This is a genomic window from Arthrobacter sp. UYCu712, assembly GCF_040547005.1.
Lineage (GTDB): Bacteria > Actinomycetota > Actinomycetes > Actinomycetales > Micrococcaceae > Arthrobacter.
Genome location: NZ_JBEPOZ010000010.1, coordinates 39515 through 56705, shown reverse-complemented (window position 1 = coordinate 56705; position 17191 = coordinate 39515). Strand labels below are relative to the sequence as shown.

Sequence of the window (17191 nt, the reverse complement as noted above, 5' to 3'; positions counted from 1 at the left end):
GAGGGTGCGGGGGCCACGCCCCCGCACCCCTGGCCGAGGAGCTTTCCATGACCCACTCAGCATTGGACAGCGGCACCGCCGCCCCCGGGGGCGACCCCGCCCCGAAACCCGTTCCCGCCCCACCCGCCGCGGCCGCCCCGCCGGTCCGCAAGAAGAAAAAGTCCTTCCTTCCCTACGGCCTCGTCCTGCCGGCCGCCCTGCTCGAACTGCTGATCCACATCGGCCCGATGGTGCTGGGCGTCTGGATAGCCTTCATCTCGCTCACCCAGCGGAACCTGACCAACTGGCTCAACGCCCCGTTTGTGGGCCTGCAGAACTTCGTCAACGGCCTGAACCCCGAGAGCACCATCGGCCAGGCGTTTTTCAGCACCGTCGGCCGGACCCTGCTGTACACCGTCACCGTCGTCGGCTTCTCCTGGGTCCTGGGCATGGCGGGAGCGGTGTTCCTCTCCTCCAATTTCAAAGGCCGCGCCATCCTGCGGACCTTCTTCCTGGTTCCCTACGCCCTGCCCGCCTATGTGGGCACCATCGCCTGGGCATTCATGTTCAACCAGCGCGACGGCGCCGTGAACCAGATCCTGGTGGACACCTTCCACCTCTTCGGCGACGACCGCCCCTTCTGGCTCCTGGGCCAGAACTCCTTCGGCGCCATGATTGTGGTGAACATCTGGCAGCTCTGGCCCTTTGCGTTCCTGATGCTGATGGCAGCCCTGCAGAACGTCCCCACCGATATCTACGAGGCCGCGGCGATCGACGGCGCCTCGCTCTGGCAGCAGTTCCGCACCATCACCCTCCCGATGGTCCGGCCCGCCAACGGGGTGCTGCTGCTGGTGATGTCGCTCTGGACCTTCAACCAGTTCAATATCCCGTTTGTGCTCTTCGGCGCAGCCTCCCCGAAGGAAGCCACGCTGGTCTCGCCACTGATCTACCAGAACTCCTTCGGCAGCTGGAACTTCGGCCTGGGCGGCGCCATGAGCGTGCTGCTCCTGATCGCCCTGTTCATCGCGTCAATCTTCTACATCCGCATGGTGCTGCCCAAGGGGGCCGACAATGATTGAGACCCGCAACTTCCGCATTCTGCGCAACATCGTCCTGACCATCCTGTCCCTCTGGGTGGCCGTCCCGCTCTACGTCGTGGTGTCCACCTCGCTCAAGCCGCTCAAGGACGTCTCCGGATTGTTCCAGTGGATCCCGGACGAGATCACCGCCGCACCGTACTTCGACATCTGGACCACGGTGCCGCTGGCCAAGTACTTCCAGAACAGCCTCATCATCACCGTGGCCGCCACCATCTGTTCGGTGACCGTCGCCGTCCTGGCCGCGTACGCCGTCGCCCGGCTCCAGTTCCGGGGCCGGCGCGCTTTCAGCCTGACGGTGCTGTCCACCCAGATGTTCCCGGGCATCCTGTTCCTGCTGCCCCTGTACCTGATCTTCACCCAGATCCGGAACATCACCGGGTTGCAGCTCCAAGGTTCCTACTTCGGTCTGATCATCACCTACATGACGTTCACGCTCCCGTTCGCGATCTGGATGCTGACCGGATACTTCGCCGCCATCCCCAAGGAACTCGAAGAGGCCTCGATGATCGACGGCACCGGCCGGATGGGCGCCCTGTTCCGGGTGATCCTGCCGGTGGCGAAGCCGGGCATCATCGCGGTGGCGGTGTACTCCTTCATATCCGCCTGGGGAGAGGTCCTGTTCGCCTCGGTCCTGACCAACGAGGCCACCAAGACCCTGTCCCTGGGGCTCAAGTCCTACGCCAGCGAATCGGACGTGTTCTGGAACCAGCTCATGGCCGCCTCCGTGGTGGTCAGCCTGCCCGTGCTGATCGGCTTCATCCTGGTCCAGAAGCACCTCGTCGCGGGACTGTCCGCCGGCGCCGTGAAGTAGCCGCCGGCACCATCGCCCGGGCCGGCCAATCAAGCGCCGTGACGCGGCCAGCCCACCATAGTTTGAGGAGCACCACATGAACACGGCGCACACGCCAACGGCCCAGGCCGGCATCACCGCAGACACCCCGCCGGGCTCCCACCCCCGGCTGGGGGTGGCAATGATCGGCTACGCCTTTATGGGCAAGGCCCACTCGAACGCGTGGCGCAACGTGGCCAGCTACTTCGACGTCCCGGCGTTCGAGCAGCGGGTCATCGTCGGACGCGACGCGGAAGGCGCCGCCTCGGCGGCCGCGAAGTACGGCTGGGCGGAGTCCGCCACCGACTGGCGCGCGGTGATCGCCCGGGACGACATCCAGATCGTGGACATCTGCGCCCCGGGCTTCCTGCACGCGGAAATCGCGATCGCGGCACTGGCCGCCGGCAAACACGTGCTGGTGGAGAAGCCGCTGGCCAACACCATGGCCGAGGCCGAGGCGATGGCGGCCGCCGCCCGCACCGCGCAGGCCGCGGGCGTCCAGTCCATGATCGGCTTCAACTACCGCCGCATCCCGGCCCTGGCCCTCGCGAAGGAACTGGTTACCGAGGGCCGGCTGGGGACCATCCGGCACGTCCGGGCGGCCTACCTGCAGGACTGGCTCACGGACCCCGGGTCCCCGATGACCTGGCGGCTGAACAAGGACACCGCCGGATCCGGGGCCCTCGGCGATATCGCCAGCCACGCGATCGACCAGGTGCTGTTCCTGCTCGGGGACCAGGTCACCGAGGTCTCCGGCCGGACGCACACGTTCACGACGCACCGCCCCGGCGCTGCCGGACTGGAGGAAGTGACGGTCGACGACGCCGCCTGGGCCACGCTCGCGCTCGCCTCCGGGGCCGTCGCCTCGGTGGAGGTCTCCCGGGTCGCCACGGGCCGGAAGAACTCGCTGAAACTGGAAATTTACGGGGACAAGGGTTCGCTGTTGTTCGATCTGGAGGACCTCAACGAGCTCGGCTTCCTGGACGCCACGCTCCCGGTCCGCGAGCAGGGTTTCCGCCGGATCCTCGTCAACGAACCCGAGCACCCGTATCTTGAAGCATGGTGGCCGCAGGGGCATGTGATCGGGTGGGAACACACGTTCACGCACGAGATCCGCGACTTCCTCGTGGCCATCGACGGCGGGACCGCACCTTCGCCGTCGTTCGAGGACGGCCTGGCCGTGCAGCGGATCCTGGCCGCCGTGGAGGAAAGCGCCGCAGCCAAGAGCTCCATCATCCTGCTGGCCGGCGGCCCCTCCGCCCCGGCAAATGCCCCGACCGACCACACACAAGGAGCCTGACATGCCCCGCCCGTACACATTGTTCACCGGCCAGTGGGCCGACCTCCCGTTCGAGGAGGTCGCGCGCCTCGCCTCCGGCTGGGGCTACGACGGACTGGAAATCGCCGTCTCCGGCGACCATCTGGACGCCTGGCGCTGGGACGAGCCCGGCTATGTCGAGTCCAAGCTCGCCGTGCTTCAGAAGTACAACCTCAAGGTCTGGGCCATCTCGAACCACCTCAAGGGCCAGGCCGTCTGCGATGACCCGATCGACTTCCGGCACGAAGCCATCGTCGGGGCCAGGGTATGGGGCGACGGCGACGCCGAAGGCGTCCGGCAGCGCGCCGCCGAGGAAATGAAGCACACCGCCCGGCTCGCCAAGGCACTCGGCGTGGACACCGTCGTCGGGTTCACCGGCTCCTCGATCTGGCAGTACGTCGCGATGTTCCCGCCCGTGCCCGAGAAGGTCATCGAGGCCGGCTACCAGGACTTCGCGGACCGCTGGAACCCCATCCTGGACGTCTTCGACGAATGCGGCGTCCGCTTCGCCCACGAGGTCCACCCCTCCGAGATCGCCTACGACTACTGGACCACCGTCCGCACGCTGGAAGCGATCGGCCACCGCGAAGCGTTCGGGCTGAACTGGGACCCGTCACACTTCATGTGGCAGGGCATCGACCCCGTCTCCTTCATCTGGGACTTCAAGGACCGGATCTACCACGTGGACTGCAAGGACACGAAGCTGCGGCCCACCGGACGCAACACCGTGATGGGCTCGCACCTGCCGTGGGGCGACCCGCGCCGGGGCTGGGACTTCGTCTCCGCCGGCCGCGGCGACGTCCCCTGGGAATCGTCCTTCCGCGCCCTCACCGCCATCGGCTACGCCGGCCCGATCTCGATCGAGTGGGAGGACGCCGGCATGGACCGGCTCCACGGCGCCCCCGAGGCCCTCGCCGCACTGAAGAAGTTCGACTTCCCGGCCTCGAACACCTCCTTCGACGCCGCCTTCAAGCAGTAGCCGGCGTGGAGGGAGGCGGCGTGGCGGAAGGACCAGCCGGCCCTCGGGTCCTGGTGCCCGGCCAGCGGTGCGAGGTCTGGGTCGGATCCATTACGGATGGTTCACGCGAACTCGTCTTCGCCTCCGGCGAATTGCTCCTCGAAGCGCCGAACTGGACCCCCGGCAATGCGGCGCTTGTCCTCAACGGGTCCGGTGCCCTGTGGACACTGGACCTCGGCACCGGCTCGCTCGACAGGCTGCCCATCACCGGCCTGCCCGATCTCAACAACGATCACGTCCTCGGGCCTACCGGCACCCGGATCTACGTGTCGGCCAATGACGGGCACATCTACGAGGCCGGGCTTGCCGGTGGCCCGGCCACCCGGATCACGGCAGAGGACGGGTTCTTCCACTTCCTTCACGGCGTGAGCCCCGACGGGAAGCAACTGGCCTACGTCGGGATCGAGGCCGGCAATTTCTCGGCGCCCGGCCGGATCATGACGATGCCGGTAGACGGGGGACCGCCGGCGTCGGTCGATACCGGCCGCGGGCACAGCGACGGACCGGAATACTCACCCGACGGCCGCTGGCTCTACTTCAACACCGAGGCCTTCACGAGCCGGCCGGGCCATGCGCAGATCGCCCGCGTCCGCCCGGGCGGAGGCACGCCCGAACGCCTGACCGACAGCGGAACGGTCGACTGGTTCCCGCATCTCTCCCCCGACGGCGCGCTTGCCAGCTATTTGGAGTTCCCGCCGGGAACCGTCGGCCACCCGGCCGACCTGCCGGTCAAAATTGTCACCGTCTCCGTGCAGGACTGGAGCACGCCGCTGCACTCCTGGTCCCTGTTCGGCGGCCAGGGAACGCTCAACGTCAACAGCTGGTCCCCGGACTCGACGCGGTTCGCCTGCGTCGCCTACCCGGTCGGCTGAGCCTGCGCCCCGGGGGCTAGGGTTGTAGCTATGACGCACCTGATCCGGATCGCAACCACGGACGACGCCGGCAGGCTGGCCGGGCTCGCCGCCGTCACCTTTCCGCTGGCGTGCCCGCCGGAATCCCGGCCGGAAGACATCGCGGCGCACCTGGCCAACACCCTCAGCGAGCACCACTTCCGCGCGTACCTCGCGGACCCCGACGTCACCGTCCTGGTGATCGACGCCGGCGGGGAGCTGCGCGGCTACAGCCTGCTCGTGGCCCGCCCAGCCCAGGACACCGACGTGGCGGACGTCCTGACGGAGCTGCCATGCACCGAGCTGAGCAAGTGCTACGTCCACCCGGACCACCACGGCCTCGGCGCCGCGGCCGAACTGATGCACGCCAGCATCGAAGCGGCCGCGGCTGCCGGCGCCCGCGGACTGTGGCTGGGCGTAAACAGCCAGAACGCCCGCGCCATCCGGTTCTACCGGAAATCAGGCTTCCGCCAGGTCGGCACCAAATCCTTCACGCTCGGCAACACGGTGGAACACGACTTCGTGATGGAGCGCCCGGTCCGGCCCTGAGCGGCGTCCCGCCGGGCCGGCTGCTGCACCGTGACCAACCCGACAGCCCCTGAAGGGAATGCGGCCGCCGCCGGGGCAGTTGTTGCCAGCATGAAGATTGAGATCTGGTCCGACGTGGCCTGCCCCTGGTGCTACATCGGCAAGCGCCGCTTTGAGACCGCCCTGGCCGCCTTCCCGCACCGCGACGCGGTGGAGGTGCAGTGGCGCAGCTACCAGCTGGACCCCGGCCTCCCGGAACACTATGACGGCACGGAGCTGGACTACCTGAGCACGCGCAAAGGCATGGCACCGGCCCAGGTTACCGGAATGTTCGAGCACGTGGCCGCCCAGGCCAAGGGTGAGGGCCTCAACTACCGGTTCGACGACGTCGTCGTCGCCAACAGCTTTACCGCCCACCGCCTGATCCACCTCGCCGCCGGCCACGGCCAGCAGGACGCCGCGAAGGAACGGCTGCTCAGCGACCACTTCGAGCACGGCAAGGACATCGGCAGCGAGGACTACCTCACGTCCCTGGGGCTTGACCTCGGCATCGACGCGGCGGAAGTGGCCGAGCTGTTCAGCACCGACAAGTACGCCGACGACGTCAGGCTGGACTTCGAGGAAGGCCGCGCCCTGGGTATCAACGGTGTCCCGTTTTTCGTGATCGACCGGAAGTTCGGGCTCTCCGGCGCCCAGCCGGCCGAGACGTTCACCGCGGCCCTCGAACAGGCCTGGCAGGAAAGCAACCCGCTCGTTATGGTCAACGCCGCCGCGGACACCGGGGATGCCTGCGGTCCGGACGGCTGCGCCGTCTGACATCGTGCAGCAGTTTGCTGACAGAACGCGCTAAAGTGTCCGTATGCCCAGGATTTCGGCCGCGAGCAACGCCGCCCAACGCGCCGAGACCCAACACCGCATCCTGACCGCCTTCGGGGAGCTGCTGTTTACGCACGGGCTCCCCGGTCTGACCATGACGGATGTGGCCCGGCACGCGCGGATCGGACGGACAGCCGTCTACAACTACTACGCGGACATCGAAGAACTCCTGATCGCCTACGCCCTGGACGAGACCGAGCGGTTCCTCGTTGGCCTCCGGGAATCGCTGGACTCGCTCGACAATCCAGTGGAGCGGCTGGCCCTTTATGTGCGCGCCCAAGTGGAGGACCTCAGCCGGCGGCACCTGCCGCCGGGTCCGGCCATGGGAGCGGTGCTGTCGCCGGGGTCCTTCGCGAAGCTGGCGGTCCATGTGGGCGAGCTCAGCGTGCTGCTGCAGGGGATATTGCGCGGCGGGATGGCCCAGCGCTACCTGCCCGAGGCGGACGTCGCCCAGCTCGCGCAGCTCATCCACGGCACGCTCTCCTCCAGCGCTGCCCGCGGCGACGGCGCGGGCCAGGACTCCGACGCCGAGGCACGGATTGCCCGGACTGTGCGGTTTATCCAGCTGGGCGCCGGGGCAAGGTTCGACACCGACGGCCGGCCGGCCCGCGTCAACGCGTAGCCCGTCGGCGGCAGCGCGGCGGGCGTGACCGGCAGGTCGTCGTCGTCGACAATCCTGCGGTCCTCCCGCGGGCAGCTGAGCAAACCCGGGGTCTGATCCACGCGTTCGGGCTTGGCCAGTTCCTTGTAGTCGCCGGTGAGGATGAGGTCGACGCTCGGGTCCGGGCGGCTGTCCTGCAAATAGTCCGAGCCCGGCAGGTTTCGCTGGACAGTGAACGCGGCCGACTGTCCCGCGGCGCCGGAGACCACCAGGGCGACGCCGCGGTAGCTCGACATGGTGTTGCCCACCGCCCCCACCACGAATTTGCGGGCGGCCAGTTCGTCCGCAACGCTCCGCGCGAGGCCGGGACGGCTCGTGGAGTTAAAGACGTTCAGGTTGATCTTTTCCGGGGCCATGTAATCATGTGTGGCCACGGGGCACAGGGACGTGGCAGCGCGGCTGCGCTCCGCCGTCGGCAGCTTGATCTGGCCGTTCATGATCGCCAGAGCCACCACAATCGCCGCGGCGATGAGGCCGACCAGCACCAACAGGACGACGCCATGCAGAATGCGCCGGCGCAGGCGGACTGGCTTCTCCTGCGTCTCGTCCTGTTCAACGAAGGTGGCCCGGAGATCGGAACCCGTGATGACCTGGTGCCCGTGCAGGACGGTGAAGTCCTTCGGCTTTCTAGCCATGGATCACCAGCACGCGCGCGTGTATCGCCGTGCGCTGGTGCAGCGCAGTGCGCACGGCCCGGTGGAGGCCGTCCTCCAGATACAAGACACCCTTGAACTCAACGACGTGCGGAAACAGATCGCCGAAGAACGTTGAATCCTCGGCCAGCAGGGCTTCGAGGTCCAGCGTCCGTTTGGTGGTCACGAGCTCATCCAGGCGGACCGGGCGCGGCGGCAGTGCCGCCCAGTCCTTGGGCGTGTTGAAACCATGGTCGGGGTAAGGGCGTCCCTCGCCCACAGCTTTAAATATCACCCTGCCAGCCTAGGTAAATTGGCCGTGCAAAGGAATCCAAGAGCACCGGAGCCGTGAGGTTGTAGCCAAACGGTAATCATTTGTCACAATGGACGCGTCGGCCCGTCATGGGCACAACCGTCCCGTCGACCCGGTCCACAACACATGCACGGCGTCGTCCCGGCTGACAGAATAAGGGCATGACTGCACCCCAGACCCCGGCTGTCCCCTCGCCGTCGACTCCCCCGCTGGCCCTGTTGCTCGATGTCGACGGGCCCGTGGCGAGTCCCGTGACCCGCGATGTGCAGCCGGGGATCATTGCGGACATGCTGGCGCTGGCGGCAGCAGGCATTCCGGTCGTCTTCAACACGGGACGGTCGGACGCCTTCATCCGGGAGCAGGTAATGGAGCCGATGATCGCCGCCGGCATACCGGCCGGCACCGTCATCCACGCGATCTGTGAAAAAGGCGCCGTGTGGTTCAGCTACACCTCGGGGGGCCCCGGCCAAGTCCACGTTGACCGTGAGCTCGCCATGCCCCGGGCTTTCGGCGACGACGTCCGCCGCCTCGTCGCAGAGGACTACTCCGCCCACATGTTCTTCGACGAGACCAAGCGGGCCATGGTTTCCGTGGAACAGCACATCGCCGTCGCCAATTCCGATTACCGCGGCGAGCAGGAGCTCTTCGACGCCGACGCCATGAAGCTGATGGAGCGGCACGGTCTCGGCGTGGTGCGGCTGGACCATCACGTGCCGGATTCCGATGATCAGGTCGACTACCGCGTGGACCCGACCATCATCTCCACGGACATTGAATCCGTCCGGTTGGGCAAGGACCTGGGCGCGAGCCGGGCCGTCGAACTGCTCGCGGCGCAGGGCATTACCCCGCAGGCCTGGCGCACGGTGGGCGACTCCCGCACCGACTATGCGATGGCCGACTGGCTGCACCACAACGACCATCTGGTGAAGCATGTGGATGTCCGGCCGGCCGACGGCGTCCCGGTGAAACCATACGACGTGCTCACGGCGGCGGATCTGGGGCTGGGCGGGGACGTTATCCACGACGACGCCGGCGCGGCGTTCCTGCGCAGCTGGCGGGCCGCCCTCGTGGGCTGAGTTTTCGTCCGCCGGAGTAACACCGGAGCAATACCGGTGCACTTTTCGCTGCGATTTCAGGGCCCGCGTTATCATGCAAGTAGGTACTCATTCACGCACAGAAGCCCGGAGACACAACATTACAGACGCATTGGTCCAGGATGAGATTTACTACGGCGGCCAGGCATCCGTGGACGCCCACGAGGAGGTCACCTCCGCGGCGGCCGTCGCCAGGTTCCGGGCCCGCCCTGACGTAGTCCGCCGGCGGGGCCGGTATGCGCTGATCAATGAAAACCGCACGCCGTACCAGGCCATGGTCGAAGACCTACTGTACATCCGCTCTGTGCTCGCCACGGCCGGCCTGGACTACCTCCTGGTCCGCGGCAACAACCACCGGCCCGTCATCGCCGTCGACTGGAAGAACCGCAAGGAGCTCCGCGACGCGCTCGTGGACGCCTGCCACGACGAGCCGTTCTACTCCATGAGCGTGGACGCCAAGAAGAAGTCGTCAGTGTTAGTGGCCGACGGCGAGCTCTCCCCCAACCGCCAGTCCCGGATCTTCCGGCTGTACCGTCCCCGGGTCGAGCCCGAGGGCGGCTTCGAGTTCGGCGCCTCGGCCGGCGTCCAGCTCGAGCTCTGGAGCTTCGAAGGGGACCAGCTGATCCTCCCCATCGAGAACTCCCTGACCCGGCGGACCATGCTGGCACAGGACGCCGTCCGCGGCACCGTGGAGCGGTACGGGCACACCTGGCCCACCATCGAGAACATGTTTGCGGACCACGCCAGCGACATCAGCTTCGACATCGACCTGGTGTTCTCCTGGGTGGACGGCAGCTCCCCGGAGTACATCGCGGCCCGGCGCGCCCGAATGGCAGGCGTTGTGGTCGGCGAAGGCGATGACCATGAGGCCCGCTTCCGCCAGATCGACGAACTCAAGTACGCCCTGCGCTCGGTCTACATGTTTGCGCCGTGGATCCGCCGGATCTTCATCGCCACGGACTCCCCCACCCCGTCGTGGCTGGCGGACCACCCGGGCGTCACGATCGTCCGCAGCGAGGAGTTCTTCGCGGACCCGTCCGTGCTGCCCACCCACAATTCGCAGGCCGTGGAGTGCCAGCTCCACCACATCGACGGGCTCTCCGAGCACTTCCTGTACTCCAATGACGACATGTTCTTCGGGCGGGCCGTCGGGCCGGACATGTTCTTTACGCCGGGCGGCATCACCAAGTTCATCGAGGCGGAAACCCGGATCGGGCTCGGTGACAACGACGCCGAGCGCAGCGGCTTCGAGAACGCTGCCCGGGTGAACCGCAAGCTGCTCTGGGACCGGTTCGGCCGGATCACCACGAGGCACCTTGAGCACACGGCAGCGCCCCTGCGCCGCAGCGTCGTGGCGCAGATGGAACAGGAATTCCCGGCGGAATTCGCCAAGACCGCTGCCAGCACTTTCCGTGCGGCGGACAACATCTCCGTGACCAACTCGTTCTACCACTACTACGCGTTGCTCACCGGCCGCGCCGTCACCCAGACGGCGGCCAGGGTGCGGTATGTGGACACCACTGCAAGGGCAGGCCTCAATTACCTGCCCAAGCTGCTGGCGAAGAGGCATATGGATTTCTTCTGCCTGAATGATGGCAGCTTCCCGGAGGTGCCGGCCGAGGAGCGGGCAGAGCTGGTGACGGACTTCCTGGAAAAGTTCTACCCGATCAAGGCGCCCTGGGAGAAGTAAGAGGGCGTTAGTTGCGGGTCGTCAGTTGCGGGTCGTGAGGCGGCGGTGGCCCGGTGTCCTGGCCGGGTCTTCCAGCTTGGCCTGACGGGGAACGCGGATCCCGGCGGCTGAGATGCGCCGCTGGGCCTCTTCGGCGCTGACCAGCTCACCGACGCCCGGGGTTTCGCCCAGCAGCACCACTGAGTGCACGATGGTGTGCTCATAGACGTGGACCAGATTGAAGGCCTGTCCGCCGTCGCGTCCGCGGGTTCCCCCGACACGCACATTGAGGTCCTGGGTGTAACACGTGGCCGACGCTACGGACACGGGGATGCCCGCGAAGGTCGCCGTCGTCGAGTAGTGCAGGTGCCCGCCGAGGATGGTGCGCACGTCGGAGTTGCGCAGCACGCCCGCGAGGGCCCCCTGGCCGCGCAGTTCGACGAGCACGGCGAGGTCCAGTACCGATGGCACCGGGGGATGGTGCAGGGCAAGAATGGTCCCGTCCGGGGCCGGGGTGGACAGTTCCGCTGCGAGCCACTCCAGCTGCTCGGGGCTGAGTTCACCGTGGTGGAACCCCGGGACCGACGTGTCCAGCGTGATGATCCTCAGCCCGTTGATGAAGTAGCTGCGGTCCACCGGCGAGTCATCGGCCGGTTGGTCCAGCAGTCCGGCGCGGAAGTTGGCGCGGTCGTCGTGGTTTCCCATCGCCCAGATGACCTTGGCACCCATCGCCTTGCAGGCGGGATCGACGATCGCGCGCAGTTTGGCGTAGGCCTCCGGTTCGCCCCGGTCGGCGAGGTCGCCGGTGAAGACCACGGCCTCGGGTCTCGCGCCGGAAGCGCGGACTTCGTCGAAGAGCTGTTGGAGCATTGAGTCGCTGTCGACCACGCCGTGTAGGCGCTCCGGACCCCCCAGCAGGTGGGGATCGCTCAGGTGGAGTAGGAAATGACGTGGCCGGGGGTGTTCGGCCTCGATGGGCTCCATTGCTACCTTCTTGGTTGGGTGGAAGCGGTGCCTCCAGTGTCCCTCTCAGTAACCTCTATCCAACCAGACATCAGGCAAACAATGTGCAAACTTCGGCGGGCATGTTTGAAAAGCGGGCGTTAAAATTTCTCGCGCGGACCCATGCCGCTTCCGGCATATTCGGTGGCGCTGGACATGGCCTGCTGAGGGCGGCCTTGTCCGGGACGGGCACTGCCCGGCCCCGCCGAAGGCGGGTCCGGGCAGTGCCGCAGCAGCAGCAGGCTGCCAGGGTTCGTCCTAGCTCAGGTATCCGTTCGGATTCAGGACAAACTTCGTCGCAGCGCCGGCGTCGAATTCGGCGTAGCCCTTCGGGGCCTCTTCCAAAGTGATCGCCTTCGCATTGACGTTCTTCGCGATGTGCACTTTGTCGTGCAGAATCGCCATCATGAGTCCGCGGTTGTACTTCATGACCGGACACTGTCCGGTCGTGAAGGCCAGTGACTTTGCCCAGCCGGTGCCGAGGCTGAGCGACAGTGAGCCCTTCTTGGCTGCTTCGTCCACGCCGCCCGGATCACCTGTGACGTAGAGCCCGGGAATGCCCATCGCGCCGCCGGCCGCTGTGACTTCCATCAGGGAGTTCAGCACCGTGGCCGGGGCTTCATGGGCGTCGACGCCATGGCCTTTCGCCTCAAAACCGACTGCATCCACGCCGCAGTCGACCTGCGGCACCCCCAGGATCTGGTCGATCTGCTCGGCCGGTCCGCCCTTTGTCAGGTCCACCGTCTCGCAGCCGAAGCTGCGTGCCTGGGCCAGGCGGTCTTCGTTCAAGTCACCGACGATTACGACGGCTGCCCCCAGCAGCTGTGCGCTTGTGGCCGCGGCCAGCCCCACCGGGCCGGCCCCGGCGATGTAGACGGTCGAGCCGACGCCCACGCCCGCGGTAACCGCGCCGTGGAACCCGGTCGGAAAGATGTCCGACAGCATGGCCAGGTCCAGGATCTTTTCCATGGCCCGGTCCTTGTCCGGGAACTTCAGCAGGTTCCAGTCCGCGTAAGGCACCAGGACGTAATTGGCCTGGCCGCCTACCCAGCCGCCCATATCGACATAACCATAGGCGCTGCCGGGACGGTCCGGGTTGACGTTCAGGCAGATCCCGGTCTTGCGCTCCTTGCAGTTCCGGCAGCGGCCGCAGGCGATGTTGAAGGGGACCGAACACAGGTCTCCGACCTTGATGAATTCGACGTCCGGCCCGACTTCGACTACTTCACCGGTGATTTCGTGGCCGAGGACCAGGTCGGAGGGGGCAGTCGTGCGGCCCCGGACCATGTGCTGGTCGGAGCCGCAGATATTGGTGGCCACGGTTTTGATGATGGCGCCGTGGCGCACCTGCCGGCCCACATTGGCGGGGTTGACCCCCGGGCCGTCTTTGAGTTCGAAAGTGGGGTAGTCAATGTCGATGATGTCGACTTTCCCTGGCCCCTTGTAGGCAACGGCTTTGTTCCCTGTCATCACTTTCCTCCTGGTTCACGGACGCCACGTTGAGTGTCCAGTTGTGATTCATGAAGCGTTCTGATGCACCCTCCGCAGGGATACCTCGGCCGCAGTGCCGACAGGAATGACCCTGTGGGTATGCCCGGATTTTATTGGAGGGTCCGGTCAGTCTAGGCCGTAAGCATGCTTAGGCATAGGGGCCGTTGTGCCCTTTTATGTCAGGGCGCCGGCCGGTCCGCGATCGTGGCGCGCGGCCGGCTGGCAGTCAGGAAAGGATGGCCTGGATCGCCTCGATAACCTCGGGTGAGTCCGGCTCGACGGTCGGCGCAAACCGGGCCACCACGTCGCCGTCGCGGTTCACCAGGAACTTCTCGAAGTTCCACTTCACCAGCCCCGGAAGGATGCCGTTCTTGAATTTGGTCAGTTCGGCGTAGAGCGGGTGCTGGCCCTTGCCGCGGACGTTGGCTTTTGTGGTCAGCGGGAACGTCACGCCGAAGTTGCGTTCGCAGAACTCGGCGATTTCGGCCTCAGCCGCAGGTTCCTGCCCGGCGAACTGGTTGCACGGGACACCGAGTACCTGAAAGCCCTGGTCCCGGAACTTGTTGTGCAAGGCTTCCAGCCCGGCGTACTGGGGTGTGAACCCGCACTGTGAAGCCACGTTCACCACCAGCACCACCTCCCCCGCGAAGCGGCCGAAGTCAGTTTCCGACCCGTCGATGAGGGTCAGTGGGATCGAGTGCAAAGAGGTCATGGGGGTCCTCACGATGTGGGCGGTCGGTTACGGCGTGCCCGGGATCGGCCACGTCTGTCATTCGGTGTCAACGCACAAAGGTATTGGTTTGTGCCCGGCCACGCCTCTGTCCGCCGCGCCGCGCTTTCGTCCCGGCCAGGCGGCGGTTCCGGGGTTAGCGCTTTGAAGTCTTGGTTGGCGTTGACGTCGCCGTCGCCTCTGATGCGGCCGCTGACGCCGTTGTGGTTCCCGGCGCGGGCGCCGCTGGCGACGTCGACACGGCCGGGGATTTCTTCGACTGCGTCACGCCGGGGCTGGGCGCGACAGGTGCGACGGGCGCGGGCGGTGCCACCGGGGCAACAGAGATACTGGGCGGCGGCGGGGCCTGGCTCGTCACGGGGGCCGGGACGGTGGTCGGGGCCGGCGGCGGTGCCGTCGTCGTCGGCACCGTGCTCGTCACCGGCGGGGTCGGCGCCGGGGTGGACGGCGTCGCCGGAGTCGGCGTCGTCGGCGTGGGCGTCGTCGGAGTCGTCGTCGTCGGCGTCGTCGTCGTCGGCGTGGGCGGCGTGGGCGGCGTGGGCGGAGGTGTCACCGTCGGGGTGGTCGGCGTCGGCGTCGGCGCCGGCGCCGGGGTGGTCGGCGTCGGCGTCGGCGTCGGCGGCACGGGAATCGTCGGCGTGCCCGGCGTCGGGGTCGACGGGGTGGCCGGCGTCGTCGGGCTGGGCGTTGGCTCGGCGCTGGGAATCTCCGCGGCCGGTGGAACCGGTTTTTCCTGAATGCCGCCGGTCACTTCGTGGGCGCGATCCTCCTGGACCGGGATGGCCCAGCCGATGCTGGCGTTTGAGGTCTTGCCGGCCTCTGGCTCGTAGCTGGTCATATCGATGGTGCCAAGCGGGTCCACCTGCGTGGTCGGAAGCAGGCTCCAGCCGTGCGGGTCGGTGTGGTGGCCGTTCAGAATCGTCTCGAAGTGCAGGTGGCAGCCTGTGGAGGAACCCGTGGTCCCGACCCTGGCAATGACCTCGCCGACCCGCACCGAGTCCCCCTTCTTTACGGCTATGGCTTCAAGGTGGTTATAGGTGGTGATGAGCCCGTTGCCGTGGTCGATTTCCACACGGTTCCCGCCGCCCCACGGGTGCCAGCCGACGGCCCGCACCACACCGGCGTCGGCCGAGTAGACACGGGTACCGCAGGGGGCCGCATAGTCCTGGCCCCAGTGGAATTCACCCGCGGTTCCGGTCAACGGGCTGGTGCGCAGCCCGTACGGAGAGGACTCCTGAAGTGATTCAAGCGGTGCCATGAGCGAACCCGGCGCCGGGCGCTTCAAGCCGGCGGAGGCAACATTCAGCTCGCCGTTTCCGCCGAGCTCGGAGCTCGTTTCCACCATGGACCTGCTGAAGCCGACCAGCGCGAGGGCGTCAGCGGTGAAGGAGGCGGGCGCGTCTGCTGCAACGCTGGCGACGGCCGGGGCGGCCGGAAGTATGGCGTCCAGGGTGACAGGCTCGACCACGCCGGTCACGGCTGCCGCAACTGGTCCAAGGTCGGACACGCCGCCTGCCAGCCCCTGAACTCCGAAAGTCAGGACCGCCAGGGACAAACAAAAACTCCCGGACAGGCAGCGCACGGCAATGGTCCGCGCCTTGATCGGCGTCTCGTTTGGTGGGTTTCCCCGGTGTGTTCCCACGATGTGACTCCTGCATCATGTCCGCCAGACCCCATTCGGAGCGGACTCACCCCCTTATGGGACCACAGACCGCTGAGTCTGGGAACCGTAATAGCCACTCTCTTGCGGTCCAGTTCCATACCCGAGTAGTTGCTCTGTCCTGCCCCAGTAGTTCGCGCGGCAAAAGCGGGTACTGCCCACCGCGGCGCCGGGTAGGAGCGGGGTAACCCCGGAGGAGCCTTCGATGCCGGACCCGGCGGCGGGAAGATGCTGGGTGCGGCAGCGGTCAGTGAGCGAGAATTGATCATGCGCAATGTCCTCAGGGAGTGGCAGACCGAGCTTAAACAGACCTTCACCGGCACACGCGAAGAGGTGCCGCCCTGGGTGCCCCGGCTCGCGGCCGGGGACGACGCCGGCTTCCACCTTCCCGGTTCGGCCGTTTGGGCCGTGCACGGGGGCATGCCCACCATCGTGGCCGGCATCCGGGCACTGCTGATGCAGGCGCTCCATCCCGGCGCACTGGCGGGAGTCCATGACCACTCGCGCTTCCGCGAGGACCCTTTGGGCCGGCTGGCCGGGACGATCCGCTGGATTTTCACTGTGTCTTACGGCTCGACGGAGGCTGCCCGCTCGGCATCGGAGTGGGTGTTGCGGCTGCACGAATCCGTACGCGGAAGCTACGTGGACGGCCACGGTGCCGCCCGCAATTACGCGGCGAACGATCCCGAACTGCTCCGCTGGGTCCACATTGCATTCACGGATGCCTTTCTCTCCGCCCACAAGCTGTGGGGCAGGCCGATCCCGGGAGGACCGGACGCCTACGTGCGCGAGTGGGCCCAGGCGGGCCAGCTCATGGGAGTGGACACTCCGCCGCTCACTGAAGCGGAGATGCGCCGGCAGCTGGACAACTGGTACGACAACGGCGAACTCCGCTGCGATGAACGCGTCGCCGAGACTGTAGCGTTCATCCGCGATCCGCCCCTCCACCCGGTTCTCCGGCCGGGCTACCGTGTGCTGTTCGCCGCCGCGGTGACCAGCCTCGAACCCAAGTATCGGGAATTGTTGGGCCTGCGGACCGCCCGGCTGGGACCCATCCCGCTCCCGGTGAGGCTGGCCACCCGGATGACTCTCGCCGTCGTCCAGCTGGCACTGGGCAGGGTGGGCCCGAGTGAGAAGGCTGCCCGCGACCGGCTGCAGAGACTGGGCTATCCGTCCTGATCCCTAGGGGCGTGGCGCCGGACAGGTGTGGGGTTGCCGGGCGCCGTGAGGGCGCGGGCGCACGTGCTGATCCTGAGCGGGCCGCCAAGAGGGCGCAAAAAGGCCCCGGTCCTAGGGACCGGGGCCAACCGCGGAGAATGGGGGATTTGAACCCCCGAGGGCGTTAACCCAACACGCGTTCCAGGCGTGCGCCATAGGCCGCTAGGCGAATTCTCCAGTAGC

General features: G+C 67.0%; 16 protein-coding genes, 1 tRNA gene and 2 pseudogenes. 12 read left to right on the top strand and 7 right to left on the bottom strand.

From position 1 onward, the window contains the following. Window positions 1-47: 47 nt before the first annotated feature. The 8 genes from ABIB51_RS11820 to ABIB51_RS11785 all read left to right on the top strand — a co-directional run bounded on the left by ABIB51_RS11820 (window position 48) and on the right by ABIB51_RS11785 (window position 7160). The gene (locus tag ABIB51_RS11820; RefSeq protein WP_354188166.1) at window positions 48-1058 is read left to right on the top strand and encodes a carbohydrate ABC transporter permease; all 1011 of its coding nucleotides are present in this window, start codon (window positions 48-50) and stop codon (window positions 1056-1058) included. Continuing rightward, on the top strand, window positions 1051-1890 hold the full coding sequence (locus tag ABIB51_RS11815) for a carbohydrate ABC transporter permease (protein WP_354188164.1): 840 nt from the start codon (window positions 1051-1053) through the stop codon (window positions 1888-1890). The genes ABIB51_RS11820 and ABIB51_RS11815 overlap by 8 nt, the downstream gene beginning before the upstream one ends. Before the next feature lie 160 nt (window positions 1891-2050). Beyond that, the gene (locus ABIB51_RS11810; protein WP_354188323.1) at window positions 2051-3208 is read left to right on the top strand and encodes a Gfo/Idh/MocA family protein; all 1158 of its coding nucleotides are present in this window, start codon (window positions 2051-2053) and stop codon (window positions 3206-3208) included. Between the two features lies 1 nt (window position 3209). Then, window positions 3210-4205 carry a sugar phosphate isomerase/epimerase family protein gene (locus ABIB51_RS11805; protein WP_354188163.1) on the top strand — a complete coding sequence of 332 codons (996 nt, stop codon included), beginning with the start codon at window positions 3210-3212 and terminating at the stop codon, window positions 4203-4205. Window positions 4206-4225: 20 nt separating this feature from the next. Next, the gene (locus ABIB51_RS11800; RefSeq protein ID WP_354188162.1) at window positions 4226-5116 is read left to right on the top strand and encodes a TolB family protein; all 891 of its coding nucleotides are present in this window, start codon (window positions 4226-4228) and stop codon (window positions 5114-5116) included. A 30-nt stretch (window positions 5117-5146) separates the two neighbouring features. Further along, window positions 5147-5683 carry a GNAT family N-acetyltransferase gene (locus tag ABIB51_RS11795; protein WP_354188160.1) on the top strand — a complete coding sequence of 179 codons (537 nt, stop codon included), beginning with the start codon at window positions 5147-5149 and terminating at the stop codon, window positions 5681-5683. A 90-nt stretch (window positions 5684-5773) separates the two neighbouring features. After that, window positions 5774-6478 (top strand): DsbA family oxidoreductase, encoded by a 705-nt coding sequence (locus ABIB51_RS11790; protein ID WP_354188158.1) that lies wholly within the window; start codon window positions 5774-5776, stop codon window positions 6476-6478. A 43-nt stretch (window positions 6479-6521) separates the two neighbouring features. Further along, entirely contained in the window at window positions 6522-7160 is a 639-nt protein-coding gene (locus ABIB51_RS11785) for a TetR/AcrR family transcriptional regulator (protein WP_354188156.1), read from the top strand. A 14-nt stretch (window positions 7161-7174) separates the two neighbouring features. Here ABIB51_RS11785 and ABIB51_RS11780 read toward each other — a convergent pair. Next, window positions 7175-7834 (bottom strand): annotated as a pseudogene (locus ABIB51_RS11780) (LytR C-terminal domain-containing protein); the annotation flags it as partial. After that, a complete protein-coding gene (locus ABIB51_RS11775) occupies window positions 7827-8126 on the bottom strand; it encodes a type II toxin-antitoxin system VapB family antitoxin (RefSeq protein ID WP_354188154.1) in 300 nt (99 codons plus the stop codon). The gene ABIB51_RS11775 and the pseudogene ABIB51_RS11780, both read right to left, overlap by 8 nt. Window positions 8127-8305: 179 nt before the next feature. Here ABIB51_RS11775 and ABIB51_RS11770 point away from each other — a divergent pair, with 179 nt between their 5' ends. Both ABIB51_RS11770 and ABIB51_RS11765 read left to right on the top strand, forming a co-directional pair. After that, complete coding sequence (locus ABIB51_RS11770; protein ID WP_354188152.1) at window positions 8306-9220, top strand: Cof-type HAD-IIB family hydrolase; 915 nt, start codon at window positions 8306-8308, stop codon at window positions 9218-9220. A gap of 73 nt (window positions 9221-9293) precedes the next feature. After that, on the top strand, window positions 9294-10928 hold the full coding sequence (locus ABIB51_RS11765) for a stealth family protein (RefSeq protein WP_354188150.1): 1635 nt from the start codon (window positions 9294-9296) through the stop codon (window positions 10926-10928). A gap of 21 nt (window positions 10929-10949) precedes the next feature. On the opposite strand, the gene ABIB51_RS11760 is transcribed toward ABIB51_RS11765, so the two are convergent. From ABIB51_RS11760 to ABIB51_RS11750, 3 genes are all read right to left on the bottom strand, one after another. Then, window positions 10950-11891 (bottom strand): phosphodiesterase, encoded by a 942-nt coding sequence (locus ABIB51_RS11760; RefSeq protein WP_354188148.1) that lies wholly within the window; start codon window positions 11889-11891, stop codon window positions 10950-10952. 276 nt (window positions 11892-12167) lie between these two features. Then, window positions 12168-13379, bottom strand: coding sequence for a formaldehyde dehydrogenase, glutathione-independent (fdhA, locus tag ABIB51_RS11755; protein WP_354188146.1), 1212 nt, complete (start codon window positions 13377-13379; stop codon window positions 12168-12170). Between the two features lie 247 nt (window positions 13380-13626). Next, window positions 13627-14112 (bottom strand): glutathione peroxidase, encoded by a 486-nt coding sequence (locus ABIB51_RS11750; RefSeq protein ID WP_354188144.1) that lies wholly within the window; start codon window positions 14110-14112, stop codon window positions 13627-13629. A 170-nt stretch (window positions 14113-14282) separates the two neighbouring features. Here ABIB51_RS11750 and ABIB51_RS11745 point away from each other — a divergent pair, with 170 nt between their 5' ends. Further along, window positions 14283-14867, top strand: a complete 585-nt coding sequence (locus tag ABIB51_RS11745) for a hypothetical protein (protein ID WP_354188329.1) — start codon at window positions 14283-14285, stop codon at window positions 14865-14867. Window positions 14868-15034: 167 nt separating this feature from the next. Here the strand turns inward: ABIB51_RS11745 and ABIB51_RS11740 are convergent. After that, window positions 15035-15388: pseudogene (locus ABIB51_RS11740) on the bottom strand (M23 family metallopeptidase); the annotation flags it as partial. A 669-nt stretch (window positions 15389-16057) separates the two neighbouring features. Between ABIB51_RS11740 and ABIB51_RS11735 the strand changes: the two are divergent. After that, the gene (locus ABIB51_RS11735; protein WP_354188142.1) at window positions 16058-16969 is read left to right on the top strand and encodes an oxygenase MpaB family protein; all 912 of its coding nucleotides are present in this window, start codon (window positions 16058-16060) and stop codon (window positions 16967-16969) included. Between the two features lie 131 nt (window positions 16970-17100). Here ABIB51_RS11735 and ABIB51_RS11730 read toward each other — a convergent pair. Next, a tRNA-Ser gene (locus tag ABIB51_RS11730) sits at window positions 17101-17185 on the bottom strand. Window positions 17186-17191 lie beyond the last annotated feature (6 nt).

Bases quoted from the DNA above. Each gene is read 5' to 3' on its own strand.
- ABIB51_RS11750 (WP_354188144.1), bottom strand. From the start codon at position 14,112: ATGACCTCTTTGCACTCGATCCCACTGACCCTCATCGACGGGTCGGAA.
- ABIB51_RS11735 (WP_354188142.1), top strand. From the start codon at position 16,058: ATGCGCAATGTCCTCAGGGAGTGGCAGACCGAGCTTAAACAGACCTTC.
- ABIB51_RS11790 (WP_354188158.1), top strand. From the start codon at position 5,774: ATGAAGATTGAGATCTGGTCCGACGTGGCCTGCCCCTGGTGCTACATC.
- ABIB51_RS11765 (WP_354188150.1), top strand. From the start codon at position 9,294: ATGCAAGTAGGTACTCATTCACGCACAGAAGCCCGGAGACACAACATT.
- ABIB51_RS11795 (WP_354188160.1), top strand. From the start codon at position 5,147: ATGACGCACCTGATCCGGATCGCAACCACGGACGACGCCGGCAGGCTG.
- ABIB51_RS11805 (WP_354188163.1), top strand. From the start codon at position 3,210: ATGCCCCGCCCGTACACATTGTTCACCGGCCAGTGGGCCGACCTCCCG.
- ABIB51_RS11760 (WP_354188148.1), bottom strand. From the start codon at position 11,891: ATGGAGCCCATCGAGGCCGAACACCCCCGGCCACGTCATTTCCTACTC.
- ABIB51_RS11810 (WP_354188323.1), top strand. From the start codon at position 2,051: ATGATCGGCTACGCCTTTATGGGCAAGGCCCACTCGAACGCGTGGCGC.
- ABIB51_RS11770 (WP_354188152.1), top strand. From the start codon at position 8,306: ATGACTGCACCCCAGACCCCGGCTGTCCCCTCGCCGTCGACTCCCCCG.
- ABIB51_RS11815 (WP_354188164.1), top strand. From the start codon at position 1,051: ATGATTGAGACCCGCAACTTCCGCATTCTGCGCAACATCGTCCTGACC.
- ABIB51_RS11820 (WP_354188166.1), top strand. From the start codon at position 48: ATGACCCACTCAGCATTGGACAGCGGCACCGCCGCCCCCGGGGGCGAC.
- fdhA (WP_354188146.1), bottom strand. From the start codon at position 13,379: ATGACAGGGAACAAAGCCGTTGCCTACAAGGGGCCAGGGAAAGTCGAC.
- ABIB51_RS11785 (WP_354188156.1), top strand. From the start codon at position 6,522: ATGCCCAGGATTTCGGCCGCGAGCAACGCCGCCCAACGCGCCGAGACC.